Origin of the sequence: Rhodopseudomonas sp. NSM, assembly GCF_052445935.1 — a bacterium.
GTDB lineage: Bacteria > Pseudomonadota > Alphaproteobacteria > Rhizobiales > Xanthobacteraceae > Rhodopseudomonas.
This window is the reverse complement of record NZ_JBQTCH010000003.1, coordinates 25,397-47,547: the sequence shown is the minus strand read 5'-3', so window position 1 is coordinate 47,547 and position 22,151 is coordinate 25,397. Positions and strand designations below refer to the sequence as shown.

Genomic DNA, 22,151 nt, shown 5'->3' with positions numbered 1-22,151 from the left:
CAAATCGTCGGAGAATTTGCAGGAGGAGCTTTAGGGGTTCTGTGCACCCTAATTAGTGGGGAGAGGTGGATTGACCTTGATGGAGCCAGGAGGCTGCCATGAGTTTCGACTTCACCATCAAGCCCGTCGGGCAACTGGTGATACCGCCCGTCGTCAGGCCGGAGCCTGAGGCAGTGCAGACCGCGGTCTCGACGCAGCTGCCCGCGCCGCAGAGCGTCGCCGCGATGGCGAATGGCGCCGCTAGCAATGCCGTGGCCAGCAATGCCGCAAAGGTCGGCGCCGACACCATCTCGCGTCAGGTGATCTTCGATCAGGCGTCGGCCGCGATGGTCTACGTACTGGTCGATGAGAGCACGGCGGAAGTGGTCAACCAATATCCGGAATCGTGGCAGCTCCGGGCTCGCGCCTACTTCCGCGAACAGGATCAGTCGAAGCTGCACCAGCACACCGGCCCGATCCCGACCAATCGCATCGTCTGAGCGCAGACAGATATTGTTGCCCCGTCCCGGCTTGTCGATGCAGGCGCGGGCGATGACGCTTGTCCGCCGCGATGTCGTGATCAGCACGGTCCGCGTCAGGCGCGACCGCTGAGCCCGGCGGCGATGTTGCGGTTGATCTCGATCAGCGCGTTGAGCGGCTCGACCTGCGGCGACATCTGCAATGCGGTCGACTGGCTCAGCACGAACACGCCGATATTGGCGATGTTCTGCCTGATCTCGAGAGTCTGCGGATTGTCGTCGCGCATCGCTTCGCTGACAAAGATCGACCACAGCTTGCGATTGAACATCAGCGCTTCGTTAAGGCCGATGGCGCCGCGCTCGGACCAGGCTGTGACGACGTCCTGAAGCTGCCTGGCCGCCTTCAGCAATGCTTGCGCTTCGATCTCCCTCGGAGAAGCCGTTCTTTGCGCGGTGCGGGCGTAAGCCTGAGCAGCACTCGACATCGTTACCTCTGTAAGAGTTCTTCTTCACGCTTGATCAGCGGCCGGATTTCCCTCAACGCCTTATAGAGTTGGCCACTTAAAATTAGATTACTCGTGGCCTCGATCGTCTCCCGAAAACTCGGTACGGCCTCGAGCAATTCCTTGATGAAGCCGAGATAGAGATCCTGATAGGCTGGAATGTCGTTCTGCAGATACATCATCTGCACGCAGAGATAGACGCGCTTCACCGGCGTGTTGGCGGTCTCCGCGGTGAGGATATCCTTCTCGCGCAGGATCGGCGCGTCGCCGTCGATCAGAAACGTAGTGCGCGAATCCGAGTTGGTGATCACGCTCTGCCCGATCACGATTCGCTCGAACGGTTTCAATTCGACTCGCAATGGCATCGTGTTTTCCTTTGATTGCGGTCATTTGCGACCAAGGACGACTCGTTCCGCCAGCCCATGCGCTTGTTATGCGCAGGCTTCGCACCGCGATCCAATGCCGTGTTTCAGGGGATAAGTCGAGCGCGCCGTTGCGGACGAGCGAATCGCCGCGCGGCGCGAGGGCGACGACCTCCGCGCCCTCGCCGCGTCTCGATGCCTCTATTGTCGCAGCAGCTGCAGCACGCTCTGCTGCGACTGGTTGGCCAGCGCCAGCGCCGAGACCGCGATCGACTGGCGTGTCGACAGCGCCTGGCTGTTCGCGGCTTCCTCGTTGGTATCGGCCAGCGTCAGGTTCGACGAGCCCGTCTGCAGCACGTTGATCAGGTTCTTGGCGAAGTCCTGCCGGATCTGCACGATCGAGAGGTTCGAGCCGTAGGACGACGCCTGCGATCGCAGCGTGGTCGCTGCGGTGTTGAGCGAGGCGAGCGTCTTGTTGGTCGAGGCGTTGTCGATGAAGTCGACGCCGGACACCAGCGTCGGCAGCCCGAGCGCCGCCGGGCTCAGCGCGGTGCCGACGATGTTGAGCGTCGACTTGCCGGTTTCGTTGAACACCAGCTTCAGCGTGTCGCCGTTGAGCAGGTTGACGCCGTTGAACGACGCGTCCTGCGACGTCGTCGTGATCTGCTGGATGACGTTGTTGTACTGCTCGACCAGCTTGGCGCGGGCGACCTGGGCGGTGACGTCCGGCTCCGGCGGGTTCGGCGTGGTGAAGCTCAGCGTCGCGGTGATGGTGCCGCCGAGCGTGCCGCCGTCCGCGGTCGAGCCGAGCGTCGCCGAGGCGTAGTCGTTGTTCGACGAAATCGTCAGCTTTCCGTTGGCGTCGATCTGCGCGATCATGTTGTTGGTCGCGAGCTTGACGTTGAGCTGCGACAGCGTCTTGACGGTGCCGCCGGTGCCGTCGCCGAAAGTGACGTTGACCGGCGTGCCGCCCTTGAACGAGGTGAAGCTCAGCGTCTTGCCGCTGACGCCGCCGGTGCCGGACGAGCGCGACGCCTTGAACTCGGTCGAGGTGCCGGTGTTGCCGGCGAGGCCCAGCGCCAGCATCGCGTTGCCGGTGCCGCTGATGGTGAGGTCGGACGCGCTGCCGGTCGAGACCTTCAGCGAGCCGCTGGAGAGCGACGAGTTGGCGGAGCCGGTCTGCGTCGTCAGCGTGGCGCCGGCCTGCGACAGCGTCGCGGACTGCACGCCGGTGGCGAGGTCGATCGCCTTCAGCACGTCGGCCATGGTGCCGCCCTGAAGATACACGGTCGAATTGCCGAGACCGTCGGTCTCGATATTGCCGGTGACGCCGGTGTGGCTGGCCGAGGGCAGCGGGACCGGCGCATTCTTGAAGGTGATGAGCTTGCCGTTGACGTTGAGCGTCGAGCCGTCCTCGATCAGCCTGCCGATGGTGCCGGGGCCGGTCGACCGGGTGGCGGTGAGCGTAGCCGGGCCCGGCCCGGTCGAAGCGGTCAGGTTCAGCGAGCTCAGGAAGTCGGCCGGACCGGTGATGCTGAGATCGGCGCCGGTCGAGGTCTGCAGCGTCACCGCGCCGCCGGCGGAGATCTGCGAGGGCGTACCGTTGGCGGCGAAAGTCGCGACGCCGTTGGCGATCGTCGCCGACTTGACGCCGCTGGCGAGGTCGATCGCGGTCAGCACGTCGCCGACGGTGGCCGAGGTGTAGGTGTTGCTCGTCCCCATATAGATCGTCGAATTGCCCGACGTATCGGTGACGATGTTGCCGAGCACGCCAGAGCCGGCGAGCAGCCCCGCGGCGCTCGGCGGGTCGCTCGCCTTGAAGGTGACCGACTTGCCGTTCACGCTCAGCGTGGTGCCGTCGGCGATCGCCGGGCCGAGGCCGCCGACCGTGTTGAACAGCTTGGTGGTCGCGGTGATCGGCGTGGCGGCGCCGGTGCCGAGCGGCACCGAGACGCTGACGCCGAAGCCGAGCTTGGCCAGCACCGTGCCGCCGGACGTGTCGCTGATCGCCAGCGCACGGTTGGTGCCGGTGTGAAGCTCGATGTGGCCGGTGCCGTCGACCACCGACGGGTTGCTGGTGTTGCCGTTGATGGTGTCGACGGTCGCCAGCAGCGCGCTGATCGGCTGGTTGATGCCGATCGTGTAGTTGCCGTTGGGGTCGGCGGTCGACGAGCCCGTGGTGGTGAAGGTGATGTTCTTGCCGTTGACCACGATGGTGTCGCCGGCCTGCGGGCCGGTCGGCGTCACGGTCGAGCCGTTGGTCAGCGAACTGATCAGGTCCGCGCCGGTCGCCGGAGTGGACGCGGTGCCGGTGTAGAGCACGCCGCCGGTGGACGTGGCGTCGGCGGCGATCGCCTTGGTGATGTTGGTGCCGCCGATGCTGCCGACGCCGCCACCGAGCGTATCGGTCAGCGACACGCCGTTGGTGCCGCCGGCAGTGCCGTCATAGACCACGTTGCTGGTGGCGGTGGCGCTGGCGAAGGTCTGGGTGCCGCGCAGATCGTCCGGGGTGGCGCCCGCGATGGTCGCCGAAACGTTGGATTTCGTCGAGTAGCCGACGTTGGATTGCAGCGCCTGGTTGGCGATCGACTTGGCGGTGTCGATCAGCTTGTTCAGCGAGGTGATGCCGGTGTTGGCCGCCTGCAGGATCTGGACGCCGTTGCTGATGCCGTCGAGCAGGTTGTTGATGTCGCTGGCGCGGCTGTCGAGCCCGGCGGCGGTGAAGAAGTTGGTCGGATTGTCCAGCGCGGTGTTGACCTTCTTGCCGCTGGCAAGCCGGTTCTGGGTGGTCGAGAGCAAATCCGCCGTCGATTGCAGCGAAAGCAGGTTCTGACGAACCGCTGCCGAGAGAACCACATCAGACATGGTGCAAACCTTCCTGATCCGCGCTGGGCGGCGACTTCAGTCGCGCGCTGCTGCTTGCGTCGAGGGCCATTGCCGCGACGCTTGCCGGTTGTGTTTAGACGCCTGTTCTGGAGAGGGACCTCGGGCACGCACATACGCGAATGCGGTCCGGATCAACGCGGCCGATTCTCGGCCAACCTTCTTCCTGAGCATCGGGACTATGGAGACCGGGCTTTAAAATATGGTTAACAGCCCCTTAAGGCCTCGCGGACAGAAAAAATGCGAGTAAAATCAACACCTCAGAACACGGACCCGCCTCGGGCGCCCCCGCCGCCGGCATCCTCGCCAGTCCAAATCGCCGACGCGAATCAAAAAAAAGACGGCGGGGTTTCCCCCGCCGTCTCCAGATCGTGAGTTCGACGTTCGCTTCGGATCAGCGCAGCAGCTGGAGCACGCCCTGCTGCGACTGGTTGGCCAGCGACAGCGCGGACACCGCGATCGACTGGCGGGTCGACAGCGCCTGGCTGTTGGCCGCTTCCTCGTTGGTGTCGGCCAGCGTCAGGTTCGCCGAGCCGGTCTGCAGCACGTTGATCAGGTTCTTCGAGAACTCCTGACGGGCCTGCACGATCGACAGGTTCGAACCGAACGCCGAGGCCTGCGACCGCAGCGTGGTCGAAGCGGTGTTCAGCTTCGCCAGCACCGCATTGGTGTGCGAGTTGTCGATGAAGTCGGTCCCGGTCGCCAGGCTCGACAGGCCGAGGCCGGTCGGATTGTTGGTGACGCCCTGGATCGAGATCGTCGACTTGCCGGTTTCGTTGAACACCAGCTTGAGGGTGTCGCCGTTCAGCAGGTTGACGCCGTTGAACGAGGCATCCTGGGCCGTGGTGGTGATCTGGTCCATGATGTCGTTGAACTGCTTGACCAGGCCCGCGCGGGTGGTCTGCGCGTTGGGATCGGCCACCGGCGCCGCCGGCACCGAGAACACCGCCGTCGAAGCGAGGGTGCCACCGATCGCGCCGCCGTCCGCACCGCCGAGGGTGTAGGAGGCGTAGTCGTTCGACGCAGCGATGGTCAGCTTGCCGGTCGAGTTGTCGATCGACGCCGTCATGTTGTTGGCGGCGAGCGCGACGTTGAGCTGGGCCAGAGTCTTGACCGTGCCGTTGGTGCCATCGCCGAGCGTGACGTTGACCGCCGAACCGCCCTTGAAGGAGCTGAAGGTCAGGCTCTTGCCGTTGAGGTTGCCTTCGCCGGTGCCGCGAGCCGCGGTGAAGGTGGTCGAGGTGCCGCTCGGGCCGGTCAGGCCGAGGGCCGCCAGCGCGTTGCCGGTGCCGTTGATGCTCAGATCGGAGTTGAGGCCGGTCGAGATCTTCAGCGTGCCGCTCGCCAGGATCGACGAGTTGGCGGTGCCGCTGGCGGTCGCCACGGTGGCGCCGGAGACGCCCAGCGTCGCCTTCTGCACGCCGGTGGCCAGGTCGATCGCCTTCAGGACGTCTTTGATCTCACCCTTCTGCAGGTAGACGGTCGAATTGCCGTTGCCGTCGGTTTCGACGTTGCCGGTGATGCCCTGGTGGGTCGACGACGCGGTCGGAACGGCGGCGTTCTTGAAGGTGATGGTCTTGCCGTTGACGTTCAGGGTCGAGCCGTCCTCGATCAGCGTGCCCATGGTCGTCGCGCTGGTGGTGCGCGTCGACGTCAGGGTCACCGGACCGGAACCGGCCGAGGTGGTCAGACCCATGTTGTTGAACAGGTCGGACCAGCCGGTGACGCTGAGGTCGGCACCGCTCGAGCCCTTGATCGTGGTGATACCGGCGGCGGAGGTCGAAGCGGTCTGGCCGGCATTGGTGCTGATGGTGGCAACACCGTTGGAGATGCTCGCCGACTTCACGCCGCTGGCCAGATCGATTGCGGTCAGCACGTCACCGACGGTAGCGTTGGTGAAGTTGGTCTGGTTGCCCAGATAGATCGTCGAGTTGCCGTTGCCGTCGGTCGAGATCCGACCGAGCACGCCGGTCCCGCTCGAGGCGTCGGCCAGCGGCGCGTCGGCGGCCTTGAACGTAATGGTTTTGCCATTGACGCTCAGGGTGGTGCCATCGGCGATCGCGGCGGTGCTGAGCGCACCCTGCGTATTGAACAGCTTGGTCGCATCGGTGACGTTGGCGGCGGCGCCGGCGGCGCCGAACGCAACCGTTCCGGGCGACAGACCGAGCTTGCTCAGCACGGCGCCGTTCGAATTGTCTCCGAGCGTCAGCGGGCTGTTGGTGCCGGTGTGCAGTTCGATCAGGCCGGCAGCGACCGCCGACGTCTTGGCGGTGTTGCCGTTGATGGTGTCGATGGTGTCGAGCAGCGCGTCGACCGTCTGGTCGATGCCGATCGTGTAGTTGCCGTAGCTGTCCTTGCTCGACGCGCCGGCGGTCGTGAATGTGATGGTCTTGCCGTTCACCGTGATCGAATCGCCCGATGCCGGGCCGGTGGCCGTCGCGGTCGCACCGTTGGTGAGCTCGCTGATCAGCGTACCACCCACGGCGTCCGCGCCGCCGGTACCGATCTTCAGAGCGGTGCCGTTGACCGTACCGTCGGTCGCCGAGTTGGTCGTCGTCTTGGCAACGGTGTTGGCGATCGAATTCGCCGCGGCGCCGAGCGAGTCGGTTTCCGCCGCAGCAGTCGTGCCGCCGGGGCTGCCGTCGAACAGCACCGAGCCGAGCGCGGTGGAGCTGGTGAAGCTCTGGGTGCCGCGCAGGTCATCGGCGGTGGCGCCGGCGATCGTGGTCGAGACGTTCGACTTGGTGGCGTAGCCCGAGACGGTCTGCAGGGCCTGGTTGGCGATCGACTTGGCGCTGTCGACCAGCTTGGTCAGCGAGGTGATGCCGGTGTTGGCGGCCTGCAGGATCTGCACGCCGTTGCCGATGCCGTCGAGCAGGTTGTTGATGTCGCTGGCGCGGGAATCGAGCGAGGCGGCGGTGAAGAAGTTGGTCGGATTGTCGAGCGCCGAGTTCACCTTCTTGCCGGACGAGAGGCGGCTCTGGGTGGTGGCGAGCAAGTCTGCCGTGGCCTGAAGCGACGAGAGATTCTGGCGGACGGCATTCGAGAGAACGATACCTGACATTTTTTGCTACCTTCCTGGTGCACTAAACGCGATCTTCTAGATCGACCGCGGAACCATGACCGGCAGGTTCTAAGAATGCGTAAAGGAGCGGCAGTGGCTTTGACCGACCGGAATCCGCGCAAAACCACGGGCCTTGCTGCACTTGCTACACGCGCCGGGGATCTGGCGGGGCCGCCCGGCGCGGCGAATATTCGTCGAAAGGTGGTGGAATCCGACGAGTTGCGCCGGCGCGCCCGGTCGCGATCGAACAATCAGGCCGCCGTGCAATAGTTGCAACGGCCGCCGGTCTGTTGAGAGATCGTTAACTACTCAGCTCTGTCGCCGATGGAATCAGCAGTGGCGTTCCGGGACGCTCACCCCAGGCACAGCCTCATGGTGAAGAAGCGTGAAGCGCCGTCGCGAACCATGAACCGCCGGCGATGCGTCGCCCCATGCTTCGAGACGCCCGGCTGGGGCCGGGCTCCTCAGGGCTGACCGAGAAATCAACGCTTGCGTTCGTCATTGCGAGCGAAGCGAAGCAATCCAGTGCGCCGAGCACAGGAGTCTGGATTGCGTCGTCGCGGAGCCTGTGCTCGGACGGCGCGGAGCGCCGATCCGAGTGCTCCTCGCAATGACGAACGCAAGCGGCTGATCTTCTTGATCGTATTTTGAGTCAGACTCTCAGATGAGGAGTCAGTGCATCTGGCAAGGCCATGTCGCTTCGATCGATCGATGAAGCGCTCTACAGAAACTTGACCAGGCTCATCTGATAGAGCTGCGAGGTCAGCTGATACGACGCCTGCAGGCTGGTCTGCAGCGCCAGGATCTTGGTGGCGACCTCGTCGTTGTTGATGCCTTCGATCGAGTCCAGCATCGTCTGCGCCAGCGCCTTGGTCTGGGTCTGCCGGTCGGCGGTGGACTTCATCGCCGCCTGCGCGCCGGCGAGATCGGCCTGGATGTTCTGGATCGTCTGCTGCCCCGGCTCGGTGGCGAGGTTCGCCGCCACCCGCTGGTTGAGCGCGGCCATCTTGTTCGAGCCGTTCGGATCGGTGGCCGAGGTACTGACCGCCGCGAACACCGCCACGGTCTGCAATTGCTTGCGCAGCGCCTGCTCGTCGGCGCGGATGCCGTATTGCACGGTGATGGCGTCGTCGACCCGCCCGACCGCGGTGCCGCGCGCCGGGTCCGAGGTGGAGTCCGGTTCGCCATTGTACCAGAACACGGTGTCGGCCCTGGTGCCTTCGACCTGCGCGGTGGCGTTGCCGAACGGCGCGGTGCCGGCGACGCGCAGCGGCGGCGTCTGGCTGAAAAAGTCGTCGCCGGCCTTGATCGCCGAGGCGGCGGCGAGCGCGCTGCCCGACAGCTTCTTGACCGCATCGGTGAGCGCGCTCTGCAGATTCGCGGCCGTGACCTGCGGCGACGCCGGCACCGGCGGCACCGCGAGCGGATCGCCCGGATCGATCGCGAAGCTGTTGGCCGGCAGCGGCGTCTGCGACGACGCCGTCAGCTTGATGGTCTCCTGGGTGCCGTCCGGCAGGTCGAAGGTGAACGAAACGGTCTGGCCCTCGGTGGGCACGACGCCGCCGAGATCGATGCCCATCGCGACCGGATTGGGTGCGGCCGGCGCGATCGTCGGCGGGGTCTCGGTCGGCTGGGTCACCGTAACGCCGGGGATCGTGGTGGCGATCGATGCGATCTTCAGCCCGAACGGCGAAGCGCCGACCGGCGTCGGCAATGCATACGGATTGGCGGCGAAATCCTCGCCGATCTGCACCGAGGTCGGCGTCGCACCCGCTGAGACGATGGTGCGTCCCATGCCGTCGGTGCCGACATCGGCATCGTGGCGCTCGCTGATGACCTGCTTCAGCCCGGCGATCGCCGCGCCGTTGCCGTCCATGATCTGGTCGGCGGCGGTCACCGGCGCAGTGTCGGTGGCGCGGCCGGAGAACAGGTAGCGGTCGCTGGACTGCGCGTTCAGCATGTCGACGGAATCGAAGAAGTCGAGCGACGCGGTCTTCTGCCCCGGCGTCTGGCCGGTGTTGTCGAGCGTCGAGCCGGCGCTCGCGGCGGCGCCCTTGACCTCGCTGCCGATTTCGTTGAGCCGCTGCAGCGCCAGGTTGGCGACGCTGATGCGGGTGTTGATGTTGGTCATGGTGTCGGAATAGCTGGCGATGTTCGCCACCTGCGCGCGCAGTCCGATCGCGAGGCCGCGCCCGGTGCCCATGCCCGCATAGTTGGTCGAGACCCGCCCGTTGGCGAGTTGCCCGGTCAGATTCTCGATCTGGCTGCGGAGATTGAGAATTCCGGAGCCGATATAGGACGTACGCCCGCTTACGCCATCGATCGCCATCGCCGCCTCATATCGCCTGCATCAGCGTCTGATACATCTGGTTGACCGTCGACATCACCCGCGCGTTCGCCGAATAGGCATTCTGCAGCGAAAGCAGATGCGCCATTTCCTCGTCCATGTTGACGCCGGAATTGGTCGCATATTTCTGCTGCAGCGTGTTCAGCACGACGCTTTGTCCGTCGGCGAGCTGCGACGCCGCCTGGGCGTTGGAGCCCTGCTGGCTGACGAATTGCTGCAGGAAGCTCTCCAGCGTGCCGCTGAAAGGCGCAGCGTTGGATCCGATCCCGGTCGTCGCCGAATACAGATACTTGCTGTTGGTGAGCTGCTTGGTGATGAAATCCGGCCGCGTGGTGTCGCCGGCCGCGGTCTGCGGCGTGGTCGAATACACCACCAGCCGCGACGGATCGGTGATCAGCCCGGGATTGACCGAGATGCGCTGCGCGAGGCCGGTCATCTGCGTGCCGTTGGCGCCGATCGCGCCGGTGTAGGGCGAGCCCGCATCCGTGAACAGCGCGACCTCGGCGCCGCCGCCCGTCAGCGACGTCACCGTGCTGGTCACCGACGCCGAATTCACCGTGGAGAAGCCGGCATTGTTGAGAACGGTGATGTTCGGCGCGGTGCCGCTGAACTGCAGATTTCTGGCATTCAGCGCGGCATTCAGCTGCGCGGTGACCGACCCCGACGCGCCGGAAAAATCGATGCCGACCACGTAGTCGTTCGGATTGAGCGTCGCCGTCTGCGGCAGCGGCAGCGCCGCCGGATCGTCGACGCGCATCACCGACACGGTGCGCTTCGCGCCGGTGGTGGTGTCGGTGTAGCTGATGTTGATAGTGTTGCCGGCCTTCATATTCGACAGGTCGAGGTCGAAGCCGGTCTGCGTGCCCGACGTCACCGGCGTGCCGGCGGTGGTCTTGTCCGACAGCGCGCTGGCCATCGCCGCGGCGAACTGGTCGAGCTGGGTCTGGGCCTGCACCAGCGTGTTGTCGCGCAGCTCGACATAGGCCGCCATCTTGCCGGACTTCAGCGAACTGGTCAGGTCAGTCGAGCTGCCGTCGGGATAGACGATACGGACCGAGCCGAGCTCGCTCGCCGAGGTGTTGGGATTCCAGGTGGTGTTCGGCGTGACGGTGCCCTGGGCGTCGAAGCTGAGCTGCGCCGCCTGCATGCCGACGAGCTGCATGCCGGAGCCGGTGAACACCGTGACCTGGTTGGAGCTGTCGGTGACGACGCGGATGTCCATCAGCTGCGCGAGCTGGTTGATCGCGGCGTCGCGCTGGTCGAGCAGCGACGCGGTCGCCGCATCGGTCGAGGTGCCGCCGGCCGGGTTGGTGCGGATGTTGTTGTTGATCGAGGCGATCTGCTGCAGCAGATTGTTCGCCGTGTTGACGGCGTCGGTCAGGCCGGTCTCGGCGCCGGTGCGCAGCGTCTGGATGCCGTTCGACATCGAATTCAGCACGCCGGACACCACCTGCGCGGCGTTGAGCACGCCGATCCGCGCCGAGGTGCTGTCGGGGCTGGTGGCGAGCGCCTGCGCCGCCGCGGTGAGGCAGTTGAAGGCGTCTTCCAGCGTGCCGTTCGAGTTCGGATCACCGAACAGTCCCTGCAATTGCTGCAGGAAGTCGGACCGCAGCGAGGCGTAGGACGCGCCCGAGGTCTCGGTGCGCAGCTGCGCCTGCAGATAGGCGTCGAGTTCGCGGTTGACGCCGTTGATCTGGACGCCGCTGCCCGACGGGCCGGACAGCGTCGTGACCTGATTGACGGTCTTGCGGACGTAACCCGGCGTCTCGGCGTTGGCGACGTTGGACGACACCAGCGACATCGAGGCCTGGTTGGCGCGCAGGCCTGCCATTGCGATCGAAAGTGCGTCTCCGAGACTCATGACCGACTACCGGTTGGACGAACGAAGAAGTGCGACGCGCCGATCAGCGCATCACGTTGAGCAGGTCCTGCACCATGGTGTTCGCCGTGGTGATCACCTTGGTGTTGGCCGAATAGGCCTGCTGGGTGACGATCAGCTTGGTGAACTCATCGGCGATGTCTGTGTTCGACGATTCCAGCGACGAGCCCGAGATGCTGCCGCCCTTGCCGAACAGCGCCTCGCCGGATTCGTTGGTCACCTCGAACGCGCCGCCGTCGATGCGCTTGAGGAAGTTGGCGCCGTTGAAGGTCGCGACCGAAACCTCGGCGAGATCGATGTTGCGGCCGTTGGAATAGGAGCCGACGACGCGGCCCTCGTTGCTCACCGAGACGCTGGTCAATTGACCGGCGGCGTAGCCGTCCTGTTGCAACTGGTTGACCTGGACGTTGCCGTTGGTGTCGGAGAATTGCGTCAGGCCGCCGGTGCCGAACGACATCGTGACGTCGCCGAGCGACACGCCGGAGATCGTCAGGTTCGCCAGCGTGAGCTGGCCGATCACCGGGTTCATCTGGCCGCTGGAATTGAAGGTGAAGTTGGTATTGACGTTCTGCCACGCGACCTGGGTGCCGGTGGCATCGGGATTGACCTGGTAGAACAGGTTCCAGACATCGGAATGGCCGGTGCCGAGCGTCGCGGAGTCCGTCTTGGCCCAGCGGAACTGCACGTTCACCGGAGCGCCGGAGCCGTCATAGGCGGTGGTGGCGCCACCCGAGATCGACTCGTCGAGGAAGGTCTGGTTGTCCAGGCCGAGAACCTGGCCGGTGCCGACCGTGCCGCCGCCGGTGCGGATCGCGCTGAACGGGCTGGTCAGGCCGAGCGAGGCGAAGGCGGCGCTGGTCGAGGTGATGGTCAGGTCGCTGGCGGTGCCGGTGTGCAGTTCCAGCGCGCCCGACGCCACCGTCGACGACGCGCCGCCGCCCGAAATCGCGTCGATCTTGCTCAGCAGATTGGCGATCGTGGAATCGACCGGAATATTGGTGGCGTCGTCGGTGCCGCCGGACGCGGTGAAGGTGATGGTGGTGCCGTTGACGACGATGGTGTCGCCGACCGCGAAATTGACGCCGATCGAATCGGTGCTGGCGGCGCCGCTCAGCGTGGTGGCGCCGGTGATCGCGGTGCCGGCCTTGCTGTTGATCTGCAGGCCGGTCCTGGAGTTGTCGCCGAACGGCGGCGGCGTGGTGCCGCTGACCTGCGGGTTGTTGGAGAAGTCGGCGGCGCGCAGCAGCTCCGAGCCCGGGATCGAATTGTCGTGCTTGGTGGTGAGCGGATAGCGCGCCAGATTGGCGCGGTAGTTGATCTTGGTCGTCTCCTGCGACGGCAGGAAGTCGTTCTGGAATTTCAGCACCGTCGGCGTGCTGCCGACCGGGTTGCCGGTGGTCGGATCGATCGCCACGCCCTGCAGATAGTAGCCGGCGCCGTTGACCAGATAGCCGTTCTTGTCGAGCGAGAAGTCGCCGCGGCGGGTGTAGTTGTTGACGCCGGTGAACACCGGGCTGTTGTCCGAGAAGGAGCCCGGCTTCTGGACGGCGAAGAAGCCCTCGCCGTTGATCGCCATGTAGGTCGACACCGACGCCGACTGCACCGAGCCGGACAGCGTGTTGGTCAGCCGCGATTCCGCGGTCACGGAGCCCGCGAGCTGCTGGTTGGTGCCGGTCTGGGGGATCAGATCGAGAAACGAGGTGTCGACGCGCTTGAAGGCGGTGGTCTGCGAGTTGGCGATGTTGCCCGAGATGTTTTCGAGCGCATAGGAGTTCGCGCGCAGGCCCGCGACCGAGGTGGTGAGAGCGCCGAAAATACCCATTACTCACTTCTCCCAATTCGAGCCGACGCGCGGCCGCTTGTTGTCAGTCTTCACGACACGATCCTGCGCTCTCTCCGCAAGCTCCGTGCCAACAAGCAAATCTGTTGTTTTTCAGAGACTTGAGTCGATACAAGAGGCTTTTCCGGCGTGGCGGAATTGCCGGGCGCGGCAATATTTGCCGGTCGCGGGGAACAACGCCCGCCGGCTTTTCCAATGGAACTTTGTGCAATTTTGCGCGTTTGGCCCGTTCAAAGTGCGGGGGAAGTGTTGGCAGACGTCGAATCGGCGGAGTCGTCGCCCGGGCGGGGATCCGCCGGTCACGAGAACCTTTTTCTCGGGCGCGGCGAACTCACGACCCTGCTGCGGCAATTCGATTGGGCGGCGACGTCGCTCGGTCCTCCAGAGCAATGGCCGCAGGCACTCAAGACCGCCGTCCGCATCATGCTGACCTCGCAGCAGCCGATCTGGATCGGCTGGGGACGCGAACTCACTTATCTCTATAACGATCCCTACAAGGCGATCATCGGCGGCAAGCATCCCTGGGCGCTGGGCCGACCGACCCGGGAGGTGTGGCACGAAATCTGGGACGACATCGCGCCGCTGCTGGCCAAGGCGACGAGCGGCCACGAAGGCACCTATGTCGAGGCCCAGCTCCTGATCATGGAGCGCAACGGGTTTCCCGAGGAAACCTACTACACCTTTTCCTACAGCCCGATCCCGACCGAGGACGGCTCCCCCGGCGGCATTTTCTGCGCCAACACCGACGATACAAAGCGCGTCATCAGCGAGCGCCAGTTGTCGCTGCTGCGCGATCTCGCCAACAGCGCCGCGCAATCCCGCGCCGTCGCGCAAGCCTGCGAGATCACCGCCGGGGCGCTGTCGACCGACCCCCGCGACCTGCCGTTCGCGCTGATCTATCTGGTCGAGCCCGGTGTCGCGAGCGTCCGGCTCGCCGCCTCGGCCGGCATCGATGCCAATCACCCCGGCGTCAAGCCGGTGCTGTCGCTGGACGCGGGCGCGGAACTCTGGCCGCTCGCCGAAGCTTTGCAGTTCAACGAGCCGCAACTGATCCGGAATCTGTCGGGGCGTTTCGGCTTCGACTTCCCGGCCGGCGGCTGGCGTCAGCCGCCGAGCCAGGCGATCGTCCTGCCGATCCAGTCGAGCGGCGACACCGGCCCTTCCGGCTTTCTGATCGCCGGCCTCAATCCGTTCCGGCTGTACGACACCGCCTATCGGGATTTTCTCGCTCTGGTGGCGGCGCAGATCGCCGCGGCGATCACCAACGGCGATTCCTATCAGGAAGAGCGCCGCCGCGCCGAGGCGCTGGCCGAGATCGACCGCGCCAAGACCGCGTTCTTCTCCAATGTCAGCCATGAATTCCGCACGCCGCTGACGCTGATGCTGAGCCCGCTCGAGGAAGTCATGAATCAGGCGGCGCTGCCGAACGATCAGCAGTCGCTGCTCGGCATCGCGCATCGCAACGGCCTGCGGCTACTGAAGCTCGTCAACACCCTGCTCGACTTCGCGCGGATCGAGGCCGGCCGCGTCACCGCGCATTTCACCCCGGTCGATCTGTCGTCGTTCACGGCGGAACTGGCCTCCAATTTCCGCTCGGCGATCGACAAGGCGGGACTGCGTCTGGTGATCGATGCGCCGCCGCTGCCGCAGCCGGTCTATGTCGATCGCGACATGTGGGAGAAGGTGGTCCTCAACCTGCTGTCCAACGCGTTCAAGTTCACCTTCGAGGGCGAGATCGCGGTCGCGGTGCGGCCGACGCCGGACGGCCGCTCCGCCGAGATCGTCGTGCGCGACACCGGCACCGGCATTCCGCCCGGCGATATCCCGCATCTGTTCGAACGCTTCCGCCGCATCGACGGCGCGCGCGGCCGCTCGATCGAGGGCAGCGGCATCGGGCTCGCGCTGGTGCAGGAACTGGTCAAGCTGCACAGCGGCAGCATCGGCGTCGACAGCGAACTCGGCCGCGGCAGCGCCTTCCGCGTCACGCTGCCGTTCGGCTCAGCACATCTTCCCGCCGAGCGGCCGCAGCACAATGCGCTGCAGGTCTCCACCAATGTCCGCGCCCAGGCCTATCTCGACGAAGCCATGGGCTGGCTGCAGGGCGACCGTGATCAGGAGGCCGACACCGACCGGCCATACGCCTCCACCGCCGAGGATCTCGGCCGCGACACGGTCCGCAGCGACGCGGCGCGGCCGCGCATCCTGCTCGCCGACGACAATCCCGACATGCGCGACTACGTCGCCCGCCTGCTCGGCGAGATCTACGCCGTCGAGACGGTCGGCGACGGCGTCGCCGCGCTGGAGGCGGCGTGGAAGCGACGGCCGGATCTGGTGATCTCCGACATCATGATGCCGCGGCTCGACGGGCTGAACCTGCTGAAGGCGCTGCGCAACGATTCCACGCTCGCCGACGTGCCGGTGATCTTCCTCTCGGCGCGCGCCGGCGAGGAGGCGCGGGTCGAAGGCCTCGAGGCGGGCGCCGACGACTATCTCAGCAAGCCGTTCAGCGCGCGCGAATTGCTTGCGCGGGTGCGCTCCAATCTCGACATCGCCGAGGTGCGGCGGGAGGCGCTACGCACCGAGCATGCGTTGCGGCAGGAGGCGCAGGCGGCGCGCGACCGCGCCGAGGGCATCCTCGCCAGCATCAGCGACGGCTTCGTCGCGCTCGACGGCGCCTATCGCTTCACCTACGTCAACGCCGCCGCCGAACGGATGATGCGGCGCCCGGCGTTGGAGCTGATCGGAAAGGTCGCACGCGAAGCCTATCCGGCGGTGATCGGGAGCCGGATCGAGGCGAGCCTGCAGCGCGCCATGACCCAGCGGATCGGCTCCGAATTCGAGATCGAACATCCGCCGAGCGGTCGCTGGTTTCACCTGCGCGTCGCGCCGACCAACGGCGAGAGCGTCTCGGTGTATTTCCGCGACATCACCGAACGCAAGCAGGCCGAGACCGCATTGCGCGACCTCAACGACCAGCTCGAGGAGCAGGTCGCCGAGCGCACCGCCGAACTGCGGCAGAAGGAGGCGCGGCTGCGCACCATCTTCGCCGCGAGCTACACCTACCAGGCGCTGCTCGACGTCGACGGCGCGGTGATCGACGCCAACCTCACCTCGCTGTCCGGCATCGGCGCGACGCTGGATGACATCGTCGGCAGACCGGTGTGGGATACGCCGTGGTTCGCCGGCACGCCCGGGATGCGGGAGATGATCCGTGACGACGTCGCCGCGGTCGCCGCAGGCCAGACCGTGCGGCGCGAGATCCAGCTCGACCTGCCGATCGGCGCCGGGCGCTGGTTCGACTTCCAGATGCGCCCGGTGCACGACGCGCAGGGGCAGATCATCGCGATCGTCCCGGAAGCGGTCGAGATCACCGAGCGGCGCAAGGCGGAGGACGCCTTCCGCCAGGCGCAGAAGATGGAGGCGATCGGCCAGCTCACCGGCGGCGTCGCCCACGACTTCAACAATCTTTTGACCGTGATCCGCTCCTCCGCCGATCTGCTGCGCCGGCGCGAACTGCCGCCGGAGCGGATGCGCCGCTATGTCGACGCGATCTCCGACACCGCCGATCGCGCCGCCAGGCTGACCGGCCAGTTACTCACCTTCGCGCGCCGACACGCCCAGAACCGTCAGGTGTTCGACGCGGCGCATCAGATCGAGCAGATCGCCGAGATGCTGAGGACCGCGCTCGGTTCGCGCGCGAGCTTCACGCTGACGCTCGACGAGCGGCCGCTCGCGGTCGAAGCCGACGCCAATCAGTTCGAAGCAGCGCTGGTCAATCTCGTCGCCAATGCCCGCGACGCGATGGACGGCCAGGGCGCGCTCGAAATCCGCCTCGCCCGGGCGGCACCGACCGCCCAGGAAACCGCCGCGGGCGTCTCAGACATCGTCGCCGTGTCGATCGCCGACACCGGCGCGGGGATTCCGCAGGACCAGATCGACCGCATCTTCGAGCCGTTCTACACCACCAAGGACGTCGGCCGCGGCACCGGTCTCGGGCTGTCGCAGGTCTACGGCTTCGCCAAGCAATCCGGCGGCAATGTCACCGTCGAGAGCGCGGTCGGCAGTGGCACCACCATCACGCTGCGGCTCCCTCTCAGCGCCAAGCCGATCGAGACCCGCGATCGCACGCCCGACGGCGACACCGGCAAATCGCAGGAGCGTCGTTGCGTGCTGGTGGTGGAAGACAATGCCGAAGTCGGCGAATTCTCGACGCAGCTGCTGCACGACCTCGGCTACGAGACCGTGCTTGCGTCCAGCGCCGAGCAGGCGCTGCAACTGCTCGACAGCGATGCCGCCCGCTTCCACCTCGTGCTCAGCGACGTGGTGATGCCCGGCATGGACGGCGTCGCCATGGGCCGCGAAATCAAAAAGCGGCTGCCGAACCTCCCGGTCGTGCTCAATTCCGGCTATGCCCACGTGCTGGCCGACGACGGCCACCACGGCTTCGATCTGCTGCACAAGCCGTATTCGGTCGAGGACCTGTCCAAGGTGCTGCGCCGGGCGCTGAGGGACAGCGGCCGCGCTGTGAGCTGAGCTGAGGCGCGCCACGATGCCCACCGCCCGGTTCCGGCTTGCGCCAGATCACGACATCCGGCATTCCGTCTTGTATCAGGCGACCGAACACGACGTCGGAGCGGGACAGTATGAGCGAAGGTGAGATGGCGCAGCGCGTGCTGCAGAGTTTGCAGCAGACCGAACTCGCGGATTCGAAAGCGGCGCTGGAAATCCTCAACGGGCTGGTCGGGCTGGTCACCGGCGACGGCACGCCGCACTCCTTCGAGGTCGACGAGGCCCGCGCCTCGACCTTCATGGCCGTGTGCGAATACGCCAAGGCCCTGCACCGCGGCCTGCCCGCCGACGAATTGCGGCCGGCCGCGATCGCAGCCGCCGCGAAGTGGTCCGCGCTGGCGCGGTGAACGCAAGGCTCGCCAGTCTCAGCCCCCGCAACCCTTCGGCGCGACGAAGCGATAGAAGTATTCCTTGGTCTTGCCGGTGTGGGTGCGTAGCACCGGCACGCTGATGCGCATTTCCTCGGACATCGCCAGATCGGGAAACGCCTTGGCGAAATCGCCGGGGACCTGCGGCAGCGTGTAGACCAGCACCGCGCCGTTCGCCGCGAGCTCGGCCGTGTCGAACCAGCGCGCCTTCGGAATGAAGTTGATGGTCATCGAATCGCCGCCGGGGCCGGCGGCGATGCCGATGCCGTACACGGTCTGCCGGTCGCCGAGGTAATAACCGGGACCGCATTTGTACTTGCTGTTCCAGTCTGCGAGGATGACGCGGGCCGCCTGCGCGATCGGCTCCTGCAGCCCGCTATGCGATGCGAAGAACAGATAGATGACCGAAGCCCCGGCGGCGAGCACAGCATACAGCACGCCGAGCGACTGCACGGTCTGGCGCACCGCCACGGCGCGCCGCGACTCGTTCCAGGTGAACAGCGGCGCCAGCGCCAGCACCGCGAGTTCGGCGAACGGCGCGCCGTAGCGGGCGATGTATTCCAGACCGCAGCCGGCGATCAGCACCACCAGCAGCACGAACATCGCGACATTGACGACGACGATGAACTTGAGTTCGTCACTGGCCTCGCCGTAGCGTGGCACGCGCCACGCGATCATCCGCCGCGCCACCGCGATCGCCAGCACGATCGCGCCGGGCAGCAGCAGCGGCAGATAACCGGCGACGAGCAGGCCGAGCCGCCGCGCGGTGTCGGCCACCGAACCGAAGCCCGTGAAGTGCCGTTCGCCATAGGCGATCGTCGTGCCGTAGCGCAGCGCAGCCACCGCATGCGGCAGGAACAGCAGCGCACCGACCAGCACCGCGCCATACGGCCCCGGCCGGCGCAGGCAGGCGCGGAACGACGGCACCGCGACGATGCCGGCCGCCATTGCGGCGAACAGCACCGCGGCGTTGTATTTGGTCAGCGCCGCGATCGCCGCCCAGACGCCGAGCAGGATCCAGTGCAGCCAGCGATCGGTGCTGCGGCCGCGCAGCAAGTGATACAGCACCGCCGGCCACGAGGTGAGCTGCAGGATGTCGGCGTTGAGCGCCCAGGACAGCGGCGCGAACACCACGTAGAACGACGCCGCGGCGAGCGCGACGACATAGGCGGCCATCGCGCGGTCGACCAGCAGGCGCAGCGTGGCGTAGAGATACGCCAATCCGATCGCAAGGCAGATCTGGTTGACGAACACGATCGCGGTGCCGGACGGCCCGAACACGCGATCGACAGCGCCGCCGACCCACACCATCATCGGCGGATGCACCGGCGTCAGCATCGGGAAATGCCGACCCCAGGCGACGAGTTCGCGGGTGTCGTAAAGCGGTGTCGGGAACACCAGCGCAGCGAGCACCACGGGCAACACGAGCGCGGCCGCGACCAGCGCCAACAGACCGGCGGAGAAACCCCACCGGGACAACGTTCGATTCATCCGCGAGCCGCAACATTTCCAAATGTTAAATCGTGGCGGCTAGATGCGGAGGTGCTGCAGCCTTGTCAATTGGAGGTCCGACAAGCGTCCCGAAAAATCGACCGCGTGAGACGCATCGACAAGGAAATACGCATCGCCGCGCGCTCCGCGACAAAGCGTCTCGCGATGATCGTCTTGTCAGCTCGGCTTCGACGTCTCCGGCTTGAAGGTCAGCGCGAAGCCGTCCATGCAGTAGCGCAGGCCGGTCGGCTTCGGTCCGTCGTCGAACACGTGGCCGAGATGGCCGCCGCAGCGGCGGCAGTGAATCTCGGTGCGCACCATGCCGAGCGTCGAGTCCTTGCGCTCGCCGACCGCGTTCGGCAGCGGCTGCCAGAAACTCGGCCAGCCGGTGCCGCTGTCGTATTTGGTCTCGGACGAAAACAGCGGCAGGTCGCAGCCGGCGCAGGCGAAGGTGCCCTTGCGGTGTTCCTTCAGCAGCGGGCTGGAGAACGGCCGCTCGGTGCCTTCCTCGCGCAGAATGTGGTACTGCATCGGTGTGAGCTGCTTGCGCCACTCCTCCGGCGTCTTCTCGATCTCGAATTTTTCCGCGGCGCGGGCGTCGTCGGGCCGCAGCCAGCGGAAGCCGAACACCGCGGCGAGTGCGGCGGAAGCGAGCAGGATGCGGCGGTCGATCATGGTGTCTCCCTGCGATGCGGGGCGCGAGCGGCCCATTGCTGTCGAACGAGATACGCAGCCGCACCGCGTGAAGTTACATCAGCCCTGCCCCCGCGCGCTCACATTGTCGCGAGCCGCCGGGTTTGCGCTGCGGCGAACTCACTCGGGCGCAATTCGCTCGGGCGAAACTCACTCGATCGTGCCGGGCTCGCTGCGGCGGGCGGCGGGCGCGCCCGGCTCGACGCGATCCCGCGGCGCTGCGTCAGCCGGCCGCTGCCCGCGATTGATCCGCACGCGACGGTTGGCAGCCTCCAGCCGCTCCTCGCGGAGCCGGCTGCGCGCGGCGGCACGTTCGCGGTAGCGCGCCAGCAGGCCCGCGGTCATCGCGGCGCGGCGTTCGACGATGCTGACGCCCTGGCCGACGACGCGGCCGATCCGGCCGCCGGCCCAGACCAGTTCGAACGGATCGAACAGCCGCCAGCGCTGGTCGCCATGGACGATGCCCTGCGCGATCAGCCGGCCGGCGATCGCGGTGGTCGCCAGCCCCTGACGGCCGAAGCCGCTCGCCACCCACAGCCCGCGGCGCAGTTCGCCGATCTGCGGCATGCCGTGCACGGTCTGGCCGATCGCCCCGCTCCAGCTCCGCGCGATCGCCACGGCGCCGAGCTGCGGATACAGCGCCGCGATCCGCCGCCGGATCAGGCCCTCGAGCCGCTGCGGCGCGATCGCGAAGGTCGTCTCCGGGCCGGTCCACAGCAGCCGGTCGCCGCCGACGATGCGGTAGTGATCGACGCCGTCGGTATCGGTGATCGAGCCGGCGAAAGCGATCGCCTCGGCCAGCCGCTCGCCGAGCGGCGCAGTCAGCGCGGCGGCGCGCCACATCGGCAGCAGCGTTGCGGTCAGCCGCGGCGACGGCGCGCCGAGATGAACATTGCCGGCCAGCACGATGTCGGAGGCGCGCAGCCGCGCATGCGGCGTGGCGATACGCTTGCGGATGCCGGAGAAGTCGATGCCGAGCGCCGGCGTATCCTCGAAGATCCGGACGCCGGCGCGCCGCGCCATCGCCTCGAGGCCACTGAGGTAACGGCGGCCGTCGAGCTGGAACGCGTCGGGAAAATGGATCGCGTGGAAGTAACGGTTGGTCCGCAGCATGTCGCGAACGCGATCGATCTGCCAGCCCTCGACCCCGGTGGCGAAATCGACGCCGAGTGTCTGCAGCCGCTCGATCAACCGGTCGCCGAGATCGACGTTGGAGACTTCGAGCGCGCCGGCTGTCAAGGCGATGCCGGGCATCGCCTCGCCGGACGCGCGCTCGGCGACGATCGCCATCCCCTCGCGCGACAGCGCCCAAAGATCGCGAGTATGCGCAAGCCCGATCCGGTCGATCAGGTCGCCGATCTGCACGCCGTATCCCGGAATCACGCTGCCGAGCGTCGCGCCCGACGCACCCCAGCCGACCCGCCCCGCTTCCAGCACCGCGACGCTGAGTCCATGCTGCGCCGCTTCCAGCGCCACCGACAATCCGGCGAGGCCGGCGCCGATCACACAAAGGTCGACGTCGAGGTCGAAGGTCAGCCGCGCGTGCGGATTCGCCGCCGTATCGGGCAGCAGCGGGTCCGGTCCATTGGTCGCACTTGTCGCCGGCGGGGTCATGACGTTTCCTTACGGACAGCCTGGGCGCTTGTCACCTTGTCCTGTCCGGACTTCTCGATTATTCCGCAAGCTCGCGCCCG

General features: G+C 66.5%; 14 protein-coding genes. 4 read left to right on the top strand and 10 right to left on the bottom strand.

Going from position 1 to position 22,151, the window contains the following annotated elements; all coding sequences use genetic code 11:
- Nucleotides 1-98 precede the first annotated feature (98 nt).
- Complete coding sequence (locus ACTZWT_RS08615; protein WP_444769268.1) at nt 99-479, top strand: hypothetical protein; 381 nt, start codon at nt 99-101, stop codon at nt 477-479.
- 95 nt (nt 480-574) lie between these two features.
- Here the strand turns inward: ACTZWT_RS08615 and flaF are convergent, their stop codons facing one another.
- The 4 genes from flaF to ACTZWT_RS08595 all read right to left on the bottom strand — a co-directional run bounded on the left by flaF (nt 575) and on the right by ACTZWT_RS08595 (nt 7,270).
- On the bottom strand, nt 575-943 hold the full coding sequence (flaF, locus tag ACTZWT_RS08610; protein ID WP_444769267.1) for a flagellar biosynthesis regulator FlaF: 369 nt from the start codon (nt 941-943) through the stop codon (nt 575-577).
- Nucleotides 944-945: 2 nt separating this feature from the next.
- Nucleotides 946-1,326 (bottom strand): flagellar biosynthesis repressor FlbT, encoded by a 381-nt coding sequence (gene flbT / locus ACTZWT_RS08605; RefSeq protein ID WP_322518086.1) that lies wholly within the window; start codon nt 1,324-1,326, stop codon nt 946-948.
- Nucleotides 1,327-1,524: 198 nt separating this feature from the next.
- Nucleotides 1,525-4,188 (bottom strand): DUF1522 domain-containing protein, encoded by a 2,664-nt coding sequence (locus ACTZWT_RS08600; protein ID WP_444769266.1) that lies wholly within the window; start codon nt 4,186-4,188, stop codon nt 1,525-1,527.
- A gap of 412 nt (nt 4,189-4,600) precedes the next feature.
- Nucleotides 4,601-7,270 (bottom strand): DUF1522 domain-containing protein, encoded by a 2,670-nt coding sequence (locus ACTZWT_RS08595; protein ID WP_444769265.1) that lies wholly within the window; start codon nt 7,268-7,270, stop codon nt 4,601-4,603.
- Between the two features lie 93 nt (nt 7,271-7,363).
- On the opposite strand from ACTZWT_RS08595, the gene ACTZWT_RS08590 reads away from it, so the two are divergent.
- The gene (locus ACTZWT_RS08590) at nt 7,364-7,540 is read left to right on the top strand and encodes a hypothetical protein (RefSeq protein WP_444769264.1); all 177 of its coding nucleotides are present in this window, start codon (nt 7,364-7,366) and stop codon (nt 7,538-7,540) included.
- A 451-nt stretch (nt 7,541-7,991) separates the two neighbouring features.
- Here the strand turns inward: ACTZWT_RS08590 and ACTZWT_RS08585 are convergent, their stop codons facing one another.
- From ACTZWT_RS08585 to ACTZWT_RS08575, 3 genes are read right to left on the bottom strand one after another with little or no spacing between them, the layout of a single operon-like run.
- The gene (locus ACTZWT_RS08585; RefSeq protein ID WP_444769263.1) at nt 7,992-9,599 is read right to left on the bottom strand and encodes a flagellar biosynthesis protein FlgL; all 1,608 of its coding nucleotides are present in this window, start codon (nt 9,597-9,599) and stop codon (nt 7,992-7,994) included.
- A 7-nt stretch (nt 9,600-9,606) separates the two neighbouring features.
- Complete coding sequence (gene flgK, locus ACTZWT_RS08580; RefSeq protein WP_444769262.1) at nt 9,607-11,478, bottom strand: flagellar hook-associated protein FlgK; 1,872 nt, start codon at nt 11,476-11,478, stop codon at nt 9,607-9,609.
- Nucleotides 11,479-11,521: 43 nt separating this feature from the next.
- Nucleotides 11,522-13,318: a flagellar hook-basal body complex protein gene (locus ACTZWT_RS08575; protein WP_444769261.1), complete on the bottom strand. Its 1,797-nt coding sequence runs from the start codon at nt 13,316-13,318 to the stop codon at nt 11,522-11,524.
- A gap of 267 nt (nt 13,319-13,585) precedes the next feature.
- Between ACTZWT_RS08575 and ACTZWT_RS08570 the strand changes: the two genes are divergently transcribed.
- A complete protein-coding gene (locus ACTZWT_RS08570; protein ID WP_444769260.1) occupies nt 13,586-17,869 on the top strand; it encodes an ATP-binding protein in 4,284 nt (1,427 codons plus the stop codon).
- A gap of 110 nt (nt 17,870-17,979) precedes the next feature.
- A complete protein-coding gene (locus tag ACTZWT_RS08565) occupies nt 17,980-18,252 on the top strand; it encodes a hypothetical protein (protein WP_444769259.1) in 273 nt (90 codons plus the stop codon).
- Nucleotides 18,253-18,270: 18 nt separating this feature from the next.
- Here ACTZWT_RS08565 and ACTZWT_RS08560 read toward each other — a convergent pair whose 3' ends face one another.
- The 3 genes from ACTZWT_RS08560 to ACTZWT_RS08550 form a co-directional block, all read right to left on the bottom strand.
- Nucleotides 18,271-19,752, bottom strand: a complete 1,482-nt coding sequence (locus tag ACTZWT_RS08560; RefSeq protein ID WP_444769258.1) for a glycosyltransferase family 39 protein — start codon at nt 19,750-19,752, stop codon at nt 18,271-18,273.
- A gap of 189 nt (nt 19,753-19,941) precedes the next feature.
- Entirely contained in the window at nt 19,942-20,439 is a 498-nt protein-coding gene (msrB, locus tag ACTZWT_RS08555) for a peptide-methionine (R)-S-oxide reductase MsrB (RefSeq protein ID WP_011442699.1), read from the bottom strand.
- Between the two features lie 168 nt (nt 20,440-20,607).
- Nucleotides 20,608-22,071: an NAD(P)/FAD-dependent oxidoreductase gene (locus ACTZWT_RS08550; protein WP_444769257.1), complete on the bottom strand. Its 1,464-nt coding sequence runs from the start codon at nt 22,069-22,071 to the stop codon at nt 20,608-20,610.
- Between the last annotated feature and the right edge of the window lie 80 nt (nt 22,072-22,151).